The sequence below is a fragment of the Mycobacterium sp. E1386 genome (assembly GCF_001672745.1).
Lineage (GTDB): Bacteria > Actinomycetota > Actinomycetes > Mycobacteriales > Mycobacteriaceae > Mycobacterium.
On the sequence record NZ_LZKH01000261.1, the window covers coordinates 1 to 13,801 of the forward strand.

The following is a 13,801-nucleotide window of genomic DNA, read 5'->3' on the forward strand; positions in this document are numbered from 1 at the left end:
GCTGCGATTCATCTCGCGATGGATCCGGCTCAGGTGCACCTCATCCCGGGGAACGTTCGAGTTGACGTAGCCTCAACAACGGTTGAGGCACGAAGTATGTGCATCTGATCGCCCCAGAGCGCTCCGCGCCTGAGCCGATAGAGCCCGGATATGCCCTCAACAGCGAACACGTCGCAGTTGATATCAACACGGTAATCGAGCGGCTGAGCGGGCACCGGGGTGTCGAAACCATTCGGCGCCCCCATTCGATCTGTCCCCGCAGCCACTGAAGCGGCGGCGGGTCAACGACGACTCCCGGCGACCCGCCCAGCGCCGGGGGCAATTGTATGCGAATATCCGCTCTCTTCAAAGAGAACAATTATTCCCGTTAAATCAGAACGCCGCTTCTCAGCCCATAGCAGCGGCGCAGATGAAAAACTTGTGCTTCACCTTCGTAAGCCCATGACGCAGAAGCTATTCTTCGGGGACAGCCGTGTACTTCTCGATCAGCTCTCGCTTATACAGCTTGCCGGCATCAGTGCGCGGTAGGTGCGCCTCGAAGTACAGCCCGCGTGGACACTTGTAGTGCGCCAGGCGATTCCGCAGCCAGGTGATCAGTTCCTCGGCGAGTCTCGTGGAAGCCAGAGCGGGATCCGACAGTTGCACCACGGCGGTCACCTTTTGCCCCATCACCGGGTCGGGCAGACCGAACACGGCGGCATCGACGACGAGCGGATGGCTGATGAGATGGTTCTCGGTCTCTTGAGGGTAGATGTTCACCCCGCCGGAGATGATCATGTGGTTGCGGCGATCGGTGAGATATAGGTAGCCCTCTTCATCGAGATAGCCGACATCGCCCACGGTGACCCACCCCTGCGCGCTGCGCGCCGCGGCCGTCTGCGCTTCATCGTTGAGGTACTCGAACGGATAACCACCCTCGTAATAGATCTCACCGACCTGGCCGGGTCCGAGCTCACGACCCTCCTCGTCGAGGATGTGCGGCGTGCCGAGCACCGGCTTGCCGACCGATCCCGGGTGGGCAAGCCAGTCGTCAGCGCGGATGAAGGAGATGCCCGCGCCTTCGGATGACCCGTAGTACTCGTCCACGATCGGGCCCCACCAGTCGATCATCTGTCGCTTGATCTCGGGTGGGCATGGCGCGGCGGCATGGACGACGCGGCGCAACGTGGATGTGTTGTAACGCGCCCTGATCTCTTGGGGTAGGCGCAGCATCCGGACGAACATCGTCGGCACAAATTGCGCATGCGTGACGCCATGACGTTGTATGCATTCCAGGGCCCCCTCGGCGTCGAACTTCTGCATGAGAACCGTTGTCGCGCCGATGGCTTGGGCGGCCATAGTCCACATGGCCGGCGCCGTGTGGTAGGTGGGGGCGGGGCTCAAGTAGACCGAGTCACGGCTTACGCCAAGCGCCTCGAAGACGGGTGTCGACAAACTCGAAACGCCGGAATTCGGCGATTTCAGCGGCCTGCGGATCCCCTTGGGACGGCCGGTGCTGCCGGCGGAATACTGCAACAGCTGGCCGTCACACTCGTCGGCGATCGGCGTCGAAGGTTCGGCGGCCACGCAGTCCGGGTAACGCCGCCACCCGTGGAGATCATCATCGGCGATCAACGCGACGGCTGGCAGGCCATCCCGGAGCTGGTCGGACAGCTGCTGGCATACATCGCGCATCGCCCGCGAGGAGATGATGGCCTTTGCGCCACTGTCTGCCATGACGTAGGCGATCTCGGAGTGGCCCAGGTTGGTGTTGACCAGCGTGTAGTACAGTCCGCTGCGCTTGGCCGCCCACATCGCTGTGTGGACGTGCTCGTTATTCTCCATCAGGATCGCGACGGTGTCCCCGGCGATCAACCCCGATCGTCGCAGGAAGTGCGCGAGTCTGTTCGCTCCGGCTTCGAGGTCTGCGAAGCTGACGAACGCCCCCGAAGGATAGAGGATCACAGCGGGTTTCGCGGATCCGGCGTAATCACGTAACTGCATGGAGGACCATCGATTCCCGCTCGATCCGGCGGCGTCGGTGCATCAGCGCGTGATGTCGTGGAACGCCTTCACGAGCGGCGACAGGACCTCGACTGCTTGCTCTCTGTCCTCCGGCACCGCCACCGTGAAGCGGACGTCGGTCACACCTGCCGCGACCAGTGCCGGTATCGACGCGACCGATGCGGCGTAGTCGATCGATCCGCCGTCGCCCTGCACGGCGCGCGCGACGCCTTGAACTTGTAAATTGCCGACCTCGCCGCCGAATGCGGATACCCGGTCCTTCATTGTCGTTATCGCCGCGGGGAGGTCGGCAAATGCCGAACCCCAGGGAATCCAACCGCTGCCGAAGCGCGCGATTCGCCGGGCGACCGCGTCGTTCACCGTCCCGCTGATCCAACACGGCACGCCACCGGGTTGCACCGGCTTCGGCATTTGGTGGATCGCGTCGAAGGACAGTTCGGGCGAATCATAGGACGCGCGTCGTTCGGTCCACAGCGTCTTGCAGACTTCCAACGTGTGATCCAGCAGCCGCCCGCGGTGAGCGAATGACAGTCCGGCGGCCTCGTATTCCTCTCGTTGCCAACCCACCCCGACGCCGAGATCGACGCGACCGCCGGAGAGCACGTCCAATGTCGCCAGCTGTTTGGCCAGGACCGCGGGCCGCCGCAGGGCGGCCAGCAGTATCGATGTCCCGAGTCGGATGCGCTCGGTGGTGGCAGCGATCGCCGTGAGGACGATGAGCGGTTCCAGCCAGCTGCCGTCGGGCCCGGTGGGTTGGCGGCCGCCGGACGCACCGCCCACCGAGGGATCGGCGTATGCCTCCAGGTTCTCGCCGAACACCACATGGTCGGAGACGACGACACGGTCGATGCCCGCAATATCCATTGCCCGTGCCGATGCCAGCGTGAGGCGCCAATCATGCTGCGGGCCATCGGTAAAGGTCCGCAAGTACAGCGAGATTTCCGGATAGCGCACCGTCACTCCCTTGCCTTACTCCAAGGCCGGTCCCAACGATCGATCGCCGCAACCTCTTTCAGCGACTTTCGCCGCACCGCATGATGCCCGCCCTTGGGCCAACCGACCGTCAGCAGGGTAGCGACCTTCCAGTCGTCGGGGATTCCGACCATTGACCGCAATTGATCCTCGCACGACCCGTGCCACAGGGTGATGGCGGCGCCGAGGCCCTGCGCGCGCGCCGCGAGCAGGAAGTTCTGCACGGCGGGAAAAATGGACCCGCCCTGCTGGAGTTCGGTGGTTCCACGCTGCGGCTGGACACAGAACAGCACTAGAACGGGTGCTGCGCCCCCAACGGTCATGTGTTCGGCCATCGTTCGCAGCACGCGCGATTTGGGGTCGTCGGCCCGGTCGTCGGGCAGGGAAATGCTGTAGAAGTCGGTCATTATTTCCCACGTGTTGCGGGCCGCCGCCGTGATGACGTCGCGCAAGCTGCTCGATCGCAGCACGACGAACTTCCACGGCTGCTGATTGCCTCCGGACGGCGCCCAGCTCGCCGCCCGCAGGCAGCTCTCGATCACCTCATCGGAGACGGGTTCGTCGCGGTAGCGCCGGACCGCCGACGCGGTGCGCATCACCTCCCAGACGTCGGTTGACGTCCGCGCGATGTCCCGCTCGCTCACGGCGCCCCCTTCGCGGGCAGCACGCCCCGCCAGGTTCCGCCGCGCACCGGGCCGGTCACCAGTGGCAGATCAAGGGTAGACAGCAAGCCTGGCGGCGCGGCCATCACGGCGGGAATCGCGTTCAGCTCACGCATGACGGTCGCGTAGGTCAGGCCGCGCATGTTATTCCCGCGGCCATGCATTTCGATGTCGACGGTGTAGGTCGGCATGCCGTCGACGATGACTCGGTAACCACCGTGCGGTGAGGGGTGCCGCGGCCAGTCCGGCGCGGCGCCTTCGCCCATGCGAGTGACGTGTTCGAGGGTTACGCGCTCCTCACCGCCCACCATTCCGGCCAGCCTGAATCGCATTCCTCCCACGGTCCCGGGTTCGATCCATCCCGACGCGACCTCGTATCGTGTTGTGGCCAACCATTTTTCAATGGTCGTGTCGACGAAATCAAGTGGCAGGCCGATGCCGTCGGCAACGAGATGCACAGTTGGTGCCCACAATGCGGCCAGGCGCTCGGTCTCGAACAGCGGCGCCGGATGGTCCGGGTGGCAACCGAAACCCATGAAATCGAACATGATGTCGGGTTGGTTGATGGGCCCATAGTCCAGTATCTCGAGCATGGTGATGCCGTCGACGCGGCTGCTGAAGCCCGTCATGGTCAGCGCAATCACGTCGTTGGCCCATCCGGGGTCGACACCGCTGTTGAAGAAGCTGGCGCCGCCCTCGGCGCACGCCTCCTCGAGGAGTCTGACCGTTTCCTTGTCTGCGGCGGGCGGGTAGCACATCGGCACCAGCGAGGTGCACACCACATCCTTGCCCGAGCGCAGGCAGCGCGCAATGTCCTGTGCCGCCTCGTGGTAGCGATAGTCTCCGGAGGCGAAATACGCGACCACGTCGGCGTCCGTCGACAGTGCGGCACCGACGTCCCGCGTGGCGATGACACCGGTCGCCGGCATTCCGCACAGGTCACCCGCATCCCTGCCGTCCTTGACTTCGGCGTGGACGACCACGGCGGCCAACTCCAGCCCCGGGTGCGCGATGAGGGCGCGCAGCGCGCCGACACCCACCTGACCCGGACCCCAAAGAATCACTCGAGGCTTTCGTTGATCGGCCGCCATCGGCACCCCTTCCGGCCGTCATCGACCCAAATCGTGAGAACATATCTTCTCATAGAGAGATAACACCATTACCGGACTTGATGAGGAGCGGGGCCAGTGCTGCACGATTACGAATTCTTGAAGTGGGACACCTTCGATGACGGCATGATCGTCCGGATTTCGCTGAACCGCCCCGAGCAACGCAACGCCCAGAACCGCGGCATGCTGGTCGAACTCGATGACGCATTCACGCGGGCGGAGGCCGACGACGCCGTCCGTGTCGTCATCCTCGCCGGCGAAGGCCCGATGTTCTCATCGGGTCACGACATCGGTTCCAAGCAAGCGCGCGCCGAGTTCAGCCCCGGCCCGGCCCAGCACCCCACCGTGACCATCAATGGCGGGACGCGCGACGGTGCGGAAAGGACCATGCTGCAGGAATGGCACTACTTCTTTCAGAACAACCTCCGCTGGCGCAACCTCCGAAAAATCACCATCGCGCAGGTGCGCGGCGACGTCTTCTCGGCGGGACTCATGCTGATATGGGCATGTGACCTCATCGTCGGAAGCGAAGAGGTGCGCTTCGCCGATGTGGTCGGTACCCGGTTGGGTATGTGCGGGATGGAGTACTTCGGCCATCCCTGGGAGTTCGGGCCGCGGCGCACCAAGGAGCTCATGCTGACCGGCGACGCGATCGGGATCGAAGAGGCCTATCGCCTCGGCATGGTCAGCAAGATCTTCCAACGCGACGAACTGCCCGAGCGCACACTCGAGCTGGCAAGACGCATCACCAAAGTGCCCACTATGGCGGCCCTGCTGATCAAGGAATCGGTGAACCAGTCCGTCGACAACATGGGCTTCTACAACGCGCTGCAATCATGTTTCTCGTTGCACCAACTGAATCACTCGCATTGGGCGCAGATCCGCGAAGACAAGCTTCCGACCGCTGGCGAGGCTCAAGGGGTACCGAACTGGCGGACCGCTCCCCCGGTTGTCCTGGCGGTCAAGGACCAGGTCCGGTCCGAGGCGTGACCTCCCCGTCTTTGTCCGACCAACCGGCGCCACAACCGATGGGGGTGACCATCCCCGGCCACCTATTTGGCCAGCTGCCGTTCTACGACGTCGTCGACACACCCGAGTCCGTCATCGTCGACCTGCACAACCGACCGGACCTGGTGAACTACCGCGGGGCGCTGCAGGGGGGTTGGTCGCCACGCTCATCGAGGTGGCCGGGGGCCGACTTGCCGTCAAGCATGCCGGTGACGGTGGCGGTGCGGGCACCGCCGACATGTCGATCCATTTCCTGGCACCGATCGTCGAGGGCCCCGCGCGTGCGAGCGCCACACTGCTGCGCGCAGGGAAGCGGATGATCGTGGTCGGTGTCGACGTGTGGGACGTGGGACGAGACCGCCTCGCGGCGCGGGCGACACTGAGTTTCGCAATCCTGGCGTCCCGCGGTCCCGGTCAGCCGGCGGCCACCCCGTAACGCGCATCGGCGACGCGGTCCAATGCGGTCGCGGGATCGCCGAAAACCATTGCCCAGCCGCGGACCCGACGGTAGTACAGCTGGATGTCACCCTCCATACCGAATCCGTATCCGCCGTGGGTGTGCAGGCTATGTCGCGTCGCGTCCCGCGCCGTCTCATAGGCGAAGGCGAAGGCCATGGCGGCCAGTTCGCGTACGCGGTCGGGCTCGTCGGTGAAGGCGCAGGCCGCCTTCAGGCCGAGCAACCGAGCCCCATCGGCGGCGGTGGCGCTGTCGGCCAGCGGGTGAGACACGGCTTGGAAGGAACCGATTGCGGCGCCGAAGGCGTGTCGTTGTTTGGCGTAGTCAACGCCGATCTCAACCGCCCGCTTCGCCGCGCCGGCCAACGCGAGCGCGGTCATTGCCAGCCACAGGTCGAGCGCGCGCGAGAATAGCTCGCTCGCCCCGGCTCCGTCGGCCAGCACGACGGGCTCATCCCCAATGGTGATGTCAGCCAACGGCATTGATGCGAGGTTTGTCACCGAGATGCGGTTGTCACCGACCGGCACTGCCAGCAACCGTCCCTCCGAAAGGGCAATGACGTGGTCTGCCACCGCCCCTCCGGGCACCAGCCCCAACCGCCGGGCGCATGCATTGCGAGGCGCGAACGTAACCAGTCGTTCGCCTGCGAGAACCGCGCCCAGCAACCCGGCGCCGGTCTCACCGGACTCGGCGAGCGTCCAGGCGGCGACCTGCGCTTCGATAACCGGTGCGGAGGCGAGTGCGCGGCCGCATTGTTCGGCGATCAACCCAAGGTCCAGCACCGAGGCGCCCCATCCTCCGGCAGCCTCATCGACCGCCATCTCAACGGCACCTATCTCTAGCAGCGCCTTCCACAGCTTGAGATCGAAGCCCGACGGCTCAGCCGCCCGGATGCGCTCGGAGGTCGACTCGCGCGTGAACAGTGCGGCGAACGAATCCGCCAGTTGCCTCTGTTCGCTCGTTAACGTCAGGTCCACGAAAGTCATTCCCTCACGTGCGGATATGGTTACTCTCAGAATTGAGATTAGCATTACCCCGCGCACCGCACGGGGATGCGTGCGACGAGAGATTGGCCTAGGCATATGCATTTTCAGCTCGACGCCGACACGGCGAGCTTCCGCGATGGGGTCCGAGCTCACCTTCGGGATGTGTTGAGCCCGGAGTTCGAGGAGCGCATCTATCGGACCGGCGTCGCACACGACGACGGGTTCGCCAAAGGTCTCGTCGACAAAGGGTATTTCGCACCGGGCTGGCCCGGCGAACTCGGCGGCCAGAACCGCAACGCATGGGACGAGCAGGTTGTCAAAGAAGAGCTCATGCGCTGTGACGCGCCGATGTACCTGTCCGAAACGACCAGGATGGTGGCGTCGATCATCCGCGAAATCGGCACTCCCGAGTTGAAGGATCGCATCCTGGCCGGAGCCATCAACGGTGACATCACCATCGCGCTCGGCTTCACCGAACCCGAATGCGGGTCGGACGTCGCGGCGGCTGCCACCAGGGCCGTCCGCGCTGGATCGGGAGAGGACGCCGACTGGGTGATCAACGGCTCCAAGATGTTCACCACCAACGGTCACATCGCCGATTTCATATTCCTGCTCGCACGCACCAGCCCCGACAAGCCCAAGCACAAGGGGCTCACGATGTTTCTCGTGCCTTGCGCGTCGGATGGCTTTGAGGCACAAGCGGTCTGGACCCTTTCCGGAGAGCGCACCAACATCACTTTCTACAGCGACGTCCGCATTGGAGACGAGTGGCGGATTGGCGACATCGACGGCGGTTGGGAGGTGCTGGGGCTTTCGTTACGATACGAGCACGCATCCGGGTGGGGCCCGCACCTGATTCGACTGTTGGACCATGCCGAACACTGGGCCACCACCACCCGGTCCGAGGATGGCGCACCGCCGATCGCCAGTGCCGACGTCCGGCGCCGGCTTGCCCGAGTCGCCATGGAAACTGAGGTGTCGATGCTACTCCAGCGGCGGTGCGTGTGGATCCACGAGCAGGGCGACATACCGGTGGCCGAGGGCCCGATGTCCAAGGTGTTCAGCACCGAGGCGCTCGAGCGCGCCAGCCAAGACGTGGTCGAATTGGTCGGCGCTGACGGCCTGCGTAGCTACCTCGAGCCCACTGCGCCAGAGCACGGGCGGTTCGAACACTCGCTGCGTTTCTCGCTAGGCACCACGATCTACGCGGGCACCAGCGAGATCCAGCGGTCGATCATCGCGCAGCGAGGGCTCGGCCTACCCCGTTAACTTCTTGACCCGGCGCGTCGGGGCCGTCCGTGGCCCGGCCTTGCGTGCAGGTCTGGCCTTGACGCCGGCGATGGGCGGCGTGACGGCCTGTTTGCACCACGCCCACAACTGGTCCTCCGTTAGCTTGGGGCCCTTGCCGCCGCCCAGGTGGAAGACGCCAATCTGCGCCAGTGCGGTGAGCGTGGTGTTCAGCAATGTGGTCAACTGCGCGGGGGTCATGTCCGTGCGGACCAATCCCGCGCGGGCACACGAGGTGATGATCTTCGTCAGCAACTTCTGGTGGGGCTCCCACACTTTGGCAAAGTCGTCCGGCCGCTCGATCTCGAGGCTCAGGTTGTAGATCGTCATGACCCGGCCGCCGACCGCTTCCGAAGACTCGGCGCGAGACAGCACCCCTCGGCAAAAGGCCTCGAGTTGCTCCATCGGGCCGTCGGCCGCGGCGACCTCCTGCCGGATGTCCTCGGTGAACTGACTCGTGACGTTCTCGTAAAGCGCCAACAAGAGTTCTTCTTTACCCGCGAAGTGTTGGTAGAACGCTCGCAGGCTCAGGTTCGACCTGTCGATAAGCGTCTGGATCGTGAAGTCGGCCTTACCCGACTCCTCCACCAACTCCAGCGCGGTGGCCAGAAACCGCGAACTGCGGGCCAGGGCGCGGGCCCGCGCCGTGCTCAGGCGCCGCTCGATCGTGCGCTGCTGCCACGTACCGGCCAGCTCAACATCGTTGTCAACCAGTTCCAAGCCGGTTTCGATCTCGCGGCTGGCAGGCTTCTTCGTAGGCATAGTGCGCACAAGAATACCCGCCTGCCGGAGAAAATGTGCGACCTACATACACGTGTATGTTGATTGTCACTTTACGTAATTGCTGGTTTCCAGGCTCTGCTGCGTTTGCCGATGGCCCCGGCCGCCCGGCGCGGATGCTTGCGGAAGCCCGCCGGAGCCCGGGGCTTCACGCAGGTTCAACCCCTCCGCGCATCCCGGGTACTGGTATCGAATCGCGTGCGGTACCGTGGAAACGGTGATTCTCATCTGCGAATCAGTGCGCCGTAATTGAGCCACAGGCCGTCGAAGGAGTGCAGCGTTGAGTGCAGACATTCTGATCGTTTCGCCGGACGACCACTTGGTGGAGCCGGCCGATCTGTGGACAAGCAGGTTGCCGGAGCGCTATCGCGACATCGGGCCGCGGATCGTTCGCACCAAGGGACGCATGGATCCCAGCGTCACTTCTGATGTCGCATTCGTCGAGGATGCCGACGGCCGCGACGCGGATATCTGGCGCTATGAGGACGCCGTCATCCCGATCCCACTGATCAGCGCTGCCGCCGGCTACGACCTCGACGAGCTCAGCACCGACCCGATCACCTACGACGAGATGCGCCCGGGCTGCTTCCGTCCAGCGGACCGGCTCGCGGACATGGACATTGCCGGCATCGAAGCGTCGGCCTGCTTCCCCAACACGCTGGTCCGCTTCTGCGGCCAACGGTTTCTGTACGGCAAGGACAAGGAACTCGCCAGATTGTGCGTCGAGGCGTACAACGACTTCCAGATCGACGAATGGGGCGGCAGTTCGAACGGGCGGCTGATCCCACTTGGCATCATCCCCCTTTGGGACGTCGAACTCGCCGCGAAGGAGGTCGAAAGGGTTGCCGCCAAAGGAATGCGCGCCGTGTGTTTCTCCGAGCTACCCAGCCGTCTCGATCTGCCGTCCATCCACAGCGGCTACTGGGACCCGTTCTTCGCCGCCTGTGAGCGCAACCAAGTGGGCATCATGTTGCACATCGGCTCGAGTTCTTCGCTCACGAAGTCCTCACCCGACTCTCCGCACGTGGTCACCAGCGCGCTCATGGCGGTTAACTGCACCATCGCCTTGGTCGACTGGCTGTTCTCCGCCAAGCTCGTCCAGTTTCCGGACCTCAAAATCGCGTTCGCCGAGGCGCAGGCCGGCTGGATCCCCTACTACCTGCAGCGCGTCGACGAGGTGTGGGAAGACCGTCGGGCCTGGGGTGGCATCCATCCGCTGCTGACCGAACCGCCGAGCAGCCAGGTGCCCGGGCGCGTCTACTTCTCCACCTTCGGTGACCCGGTCGCGTTCCGCATCCTCGATCTCGTCGGTCCAGACCAGCTGATGTTCGAGACCGACTACCCGCACAACGACACGAACTGGCCGAGGAGTCAAGAGGTCGCCAGCAAGGCGACGGAGGGTCTGGACGAGGAGACGAAGCGGAAGGTGTTGTCCACCAACGCCAAAACGTTCTTCGGCATGGTGTGACAGCCCGGCCCGCGACCTTCAAGCCGGGCTTTACAAGGCCTTCCAATCGGGTCTGCGCTTCTCGAGGAAGGCCCGCGGCCCCTCGACGGCGTCCTTGGTCAGCGCGACCTTCATGCGATAGTTTTCGGCGAGCAGTTCGGCCTCATAGATCGGCAGCGTGAGGCCCTTGCGCACGGCCATCCGTGAACCTCGCACCGCCAGTGGCGCATTGGAATTGACGATGTCGGCGATCTCCCACGCTCGGGTCATCAATGAGTCGTGCGCGACTACCTCGGTGAAGATACCCAGGTCGTAGGCGCGCTGGGCCTCGAGTCGTTCGTGCTTGCCCATCAAGATCAAGCGCATCGCAACCGGGAGCGGCAGGATCCGGGCAAGCCGCACCCCTTCGCGCCCGGACGTCACTCCGATGCTGACATGCGGATCCATCAACGTTGCGCGCTCCGACGCGACGGTGATGTCCGCGGTCGTCACCAGGTCCAGTCCCGCTCCGCAGGCGATGCCGTTGACGGCGCAGATGATTGGCTTGGTCATCTGCAGCCACGGCGGCGTCGCCTCTTGGGGTGCGTCCCACTGCCGCATCGAGGCGAGGATGGGCTCGCCCTGATTGTCGATACCGGCGGCATTCTCCATGTCGTGGTCGGCCGCCTTATTGACGTCCGCTCCGACGCACAGGGCGCGTCCGGCGCCGGTGAGGATCACCGTCCAGATGTCCTGGGAACGTTCGATTTCGGAGTAGGCGTCGGACAATTCGGCGATCATCTCGTCGTTGATCGCATTGAGGACCTCAGGACGGTTGAGGGTCACACAAGCGGTGTGACCCCGCACCTCGACGCCAATCGTTTCGTAGTGCCTCACCTGATGCGCCCCCCACTCTCCAAAACGGTTGTGGCGGTTGGCCGAAATCCAAATATGTCCTGAAATCGATCGCAGAAGCGTGGCCAGACGTCGGGATTCAACAGGCGCGGTGGCATACCGCCGTCGAAGATCGTCTTCCACTGCGTGGCCGTGGCGACAGCGATATCGCGGGCTGCCTCGACCGTGATCCCCGCCGTATGTGGTGTCGCGACCACGTTGTCAAGATGCAGCAGCGGATTGTCCTGACGCGGCGGTTCCTGATGGAACACATCCAGGCCCGCCCCGGCGATGCCTCCACTGGTGAGCGCCTCGAGCAGCGCGGTTTCGTCATGGACGGGTCCACGCGCTGTCGTGATGAAGAACGCGGTCGGCTTCATCGCCGCGAACTGCGTCCTGCCGATGAGCCCCTCGGTCTCGCTGGTCAGCGGGCAGGTCACCTGGACGAAGTCGGAGCGCTCGAGGAGTTCGGCAAGCGCGACGACTCGCACCCCACGTGCTCGCGCGCTCGCCTCGTCGAGGTAGGGGTCGAAGACCAGGACCTCCATGTCGAACGGCGCGCACAGCTCAACCAGGCGACCGCCGATTGCCCCGAGCCCGACGACGCCAAGTGTTTTCCCCGTCAACTGACTGCCCCGCAACGCCATTCGGTCTCTCAGGGGGCCGGCTCGCAGCATCCGGTCGGCCGCCGTGATCTTCTTGGCCAGGTCGAGCATGAAGCCCAGCGCGTGCTCGGCGACCGCCTCCGCGCCCGGCCCGGAGTTGTTGCACACCGCAATTCCGGCGCGCGTGCACGCGTCCACATCGATGACGTCGTACCCTGCGCCTGCCGAGCACACGGCGAGAAGCTTCTCGCACCGCCGCAGCAAAGCCGGCCCGGCCAGCCACTGCGAACCGCCGGCGTAGCCAGCCACGTCCGTGCGGGTGGCGACCTGGTATCCGTGTGCGGATTCCAGGACGGCCCAGCTGTCCGTCTCGGCCGCCGTCAAGTCGAGCCTGACCAGATCGATGTCAGCGCTTTCGAGAATCTCCCCGGCGACGGGATCCGTCCACCGCTCGTAAACCAGGCGCGGACGAGCGCTCACGTGTTCTTGACTTTGGGTTTCGCCTGCGCCGCCTTGAACATGTCGGCCAGTTCGGCGTTGACGTTCTTGTAGTCGTTGCGGGCGATGGCGCCGTCGCGGCCCTCGACGACGTCGTACCCGAGGCGCAGGTCCTTGTTCTCCATGTGGAAATATTCACGGCCGATCGGCAGTCGGCGGTCTTCGCGCGGTACTTCCATCCACGCCCGCAGGAAGCAGCGTGCCTTCTTCGGGTCATTGCTGCTGACGAAGTCGGACCGCGAATGGCACATCGCGAAGTTGTTGGCCACCGCGGCCTCGCCGGATTCCAGTCGGAATTCGACCTGCTGCTCGACCAGGATGTTGCGCAGTAGATCCACCGCTTCGACCTCCTGCGGCGTGAACTCACGGCCCAGGGCGTGCATCGCGGGCAGGATGCTGCTGTAGGTGAAGTTGATGCATATCCGTCCGTCGATTTGGGAGAAGACGGGCACATCGTAGGGCGTCACGTCGGGCTGGTCGTCGGGCTGTTCGCTGCGCCGATGATGCGGGAAGCCCCGGTAGAGCACGTCGAGCAGATCCGGCCGTTCCGCGAGAACCCGGTTGTGTGCCGCGGGGCCGCTGGCGAACTGGCTCTCGCCGCCCTGCGCCGCCGGATACACGCACAGCAGCGAAAGGATGTCGGCGGCATCGTTGTGCATGGCCAACTCGGCCCGAGACTTGGTTCCACGGGCGGGTTGCACGCCGCCCGGCAGGATTTCCTCCTGCACGCGCACCATCCGGTGACCGAAGGAGTTGTTCGACACGAGATAGCCGAGGTGGGTACAGAAGGCCCAGTAGATTCGTTCGAGTTCCTCTATCGAGTGCTGTTCGACAGGAAACCCGCGGACGCAGGCCAGGCCCTTGCCGAACATCACATCCCGGTAGAGCCGGGCCAGATCGTCATCGAGGTCCGGGTGCCGAGCGTCCTCGGGCGTGATGTCATCCCGGTCCTTGTGTGCCGTCTTGGCCAGGATCGATTCCAGCGCAGCCACGTTGCGGGCCGACAGGTCGAAGGCGAAGTCCTCCTTGCTCGTGAAGTCGGCTCCGGTCCACGCCATCGTGTCAGTGACGGGTTCGGTATAGATGGCTGTCGGCATCCGGTCCTCCTGATGG

12 protein-coding genes and 1 pseudogene are annotated in these 13,801 nt (G+C 64.5%); 4 read left to right on the forward strand and 9 right to left on the reverse strand.

Annotated elements, in window-relative coordinates; genetic code table 11:
* Positions 1 to 453: 453 nt before the first annotated feature.
* The 4 genes from fadD4 to A5709_RS26490 are packed head-to-tail and all read right to left on the reverse strand — an operon-like array spanning position 454 to position 4,702.
* Entirely contained in the window at positions 454 to 1,983 is a 1,530-nt protein-coding gene (gene fadD4 / locus A5709_RS26475; protein ID WP_068011893.1) for a fatty-acid--CoA ligase FadD4, read from the reverse strand.
* Positions 1,984 to 2,025: 42 nt separating this feature from the next.
* Positions 2,026 to 2,964 carry a TIGR03619 family F420-dependent LLM class oxidoreductase gene (locus A5709_RS26480; protein WP_068123681.1) on the reverse strand — a complete coding sequence of 313 codons (939 nt, stop codon included), beginning with the start codon at positions 2,962 to 2,964 and terminating at the stop codon, positions 2,026 to 2,028.
* Positions 2,961 to 3,572, reverse strand: a complete 612-nt coding sequence (locus tag A5709_RS26485; RefSeq protein WP_068011949.1) for a nitroreductase family protein — start codon at positions 3,570 to 3,572, stop codon at positions 2,961 to 2,963. The genes A5709_RS26480 and A5709_RS26485 overlap by 4 nt, the downstream gene beginning before the upstream one ends.
* Positions 3,573 to 3,616: 44 nt before the next feature.
* Positions 3,617 to 4,702, reverse strand: a complete 1,086-nt coding sequence (locus A5709_RS26490; RefSeq protein ID WP_068123743.1) for a dihydrodipicolinate reductase — start codon at positions 4,700 to 4,702, stop codon at positions 3,617 to 3,619.
* Between the two features lie 126 nt (positions 4,703 to 4,828).
* On the opposite strand from A5709_RS26490, the gene A5709_RS26495 reads away from it, so the two are divergent.
* Both A5709_RS26495 and A5709_RS26500 read left to right on the forward strand, forming a co-directional pair.
* A complete protein-coding gene (locus A5709_RS26495; protein WP_068011951.1) occupies positions 4,829 to 5,737 on the forward strand; it encodes an enoyl-CoA hydratase in 909 nt (302 codons plus the stop codon).
* A 38-nt stretch (positions 5,738 to 5,775) separates the two neighbouring features.
* Positions 5,776 to 6,191: pseudogene (locus A5709_RS26500) on the forward strand (PaaI family thioesterase).
* On the opposite strand, the gene A5709_RS26505 reads toward A5709_RS26500, so the two are convergent.
* The gene (locus A5709_RS26505; RefSeq protein ID WP_068011952.1) at positions 6,170 to 7,189 is read right to left on the reverse strand and encodes an acyl-CoA dehydrogenase family protein; all 1,020 of its coding nucleotides are present in this window, start codon (positions 7,187 to 7,189) and stop codon (positions 6,170 to 6,172) included. The pseudogene A5709_RS26500 and the gene A5709_RS26505 overlap by 22 nt on opposite strands.
* A 105-nt stretch (positions 7,190 to 7,294) precedes the next feature.
* Here A5709_RS26505 and A5709_RS26510 point away from each other — a divergent pair, with 105 nt between their 5' ends.
* On the forward strand, positions 7,295 to 8,467 hold the full coding sequence (locus A5709_RS26510) for an acyl-CoA dehydrogenase family protein (RefSeq protein WP_068011895.1): 1,173 nt from the start codon (positions 7,295 to 7,297) through the stop codon (positions 8,465 to 8,467).
* Here the strand turns inward: A5709_RS26510 and A5709_RS26515 are convergent.
* A complete protein-coding gene (locus A5709_RS26515) occupies positions 8,456 to 9,247 on the reverse strand; it encodes a TetR/AcrR family transcriptional regulator (RefSeq protein ID WP_068011896.1) in 792 nt (263 codons plus the stop codon). The genes A5709_RS26510 and A5709_RS26515 overlap by 12 nt on opposite strands.
* A gap of 298 nt (positions 9,248 to 9,545) precedes the next feature.
* Here A5709_RS26515 and A5709_RS26520 point away from each other — a divergent pair, with 298 nt between their 5' ends.
* Positions 9,546 to 10,733 carry an amidohydrolase family protein gene (locus A5709_RS26520; RefSeq protein WP_068011897.1) on the forward strand — a complete coding sequence of 396 codons (1,188 nt, stop codon included), beginning with the start codon at positions 9,546 to 9,548 and terminating at the stop codon, positions 10,731 to 10,733.
* 30 nt (positions 10,734 to 10,763) lie between these two features.
* Here the strand turns inward: A5709_RS26520 and A5709_RS26525 are convergent, their stop codons facing one another.
* The 3 genes from A5709_RS26525 to A5709_RS26535 are packed head-to-tail and all read right to left on the reverse strand — an operon-like array spanning position 10,764 to position 13,785.
* Positions 10,764 to 11,588, reverse strand: coding sequence for an enoyl-CoA hydratase/isomerase family protein (locus A5709_RS26525; protein WP_068011898.1), 825 nt, complete (start codon positions 11,586 to 11,588; stop codon positions 10,764 to 10,766).
* Complete coding sequence (locus A5709_RS26530) at positions 11,585 to 12,670, reverse strand: hydroxyacid dehydrogenase (RefSeq protein ID WP_068011899.1); 1,086 nt, start codon at positions 12,668 to 12,670, stop codon at positions 11,585 to 11,587. Before A5709_RS26530 ends, A5709_RS26525 begins: the two co-directional genes overlap by 4 nt.
* Positions 12,667 to 13,785, reverse strand: a complete 1,119-nt coding sequence (locus tag A5709_RS26535; protein WP_068011900.1) for a TauD/TfdA family dioxygenase — start codon at positions 13,783 to 13,785, stop codon at positions 12,667 to 12,669. The genes A5709_RS26530 and A5709_RS26535 overlap by 4 nt, the downstream gene beginning before the upstream one ends.
* Between the last annotated feature and the right edge of the window lie 16 nt (positions 13,786 to 13,801).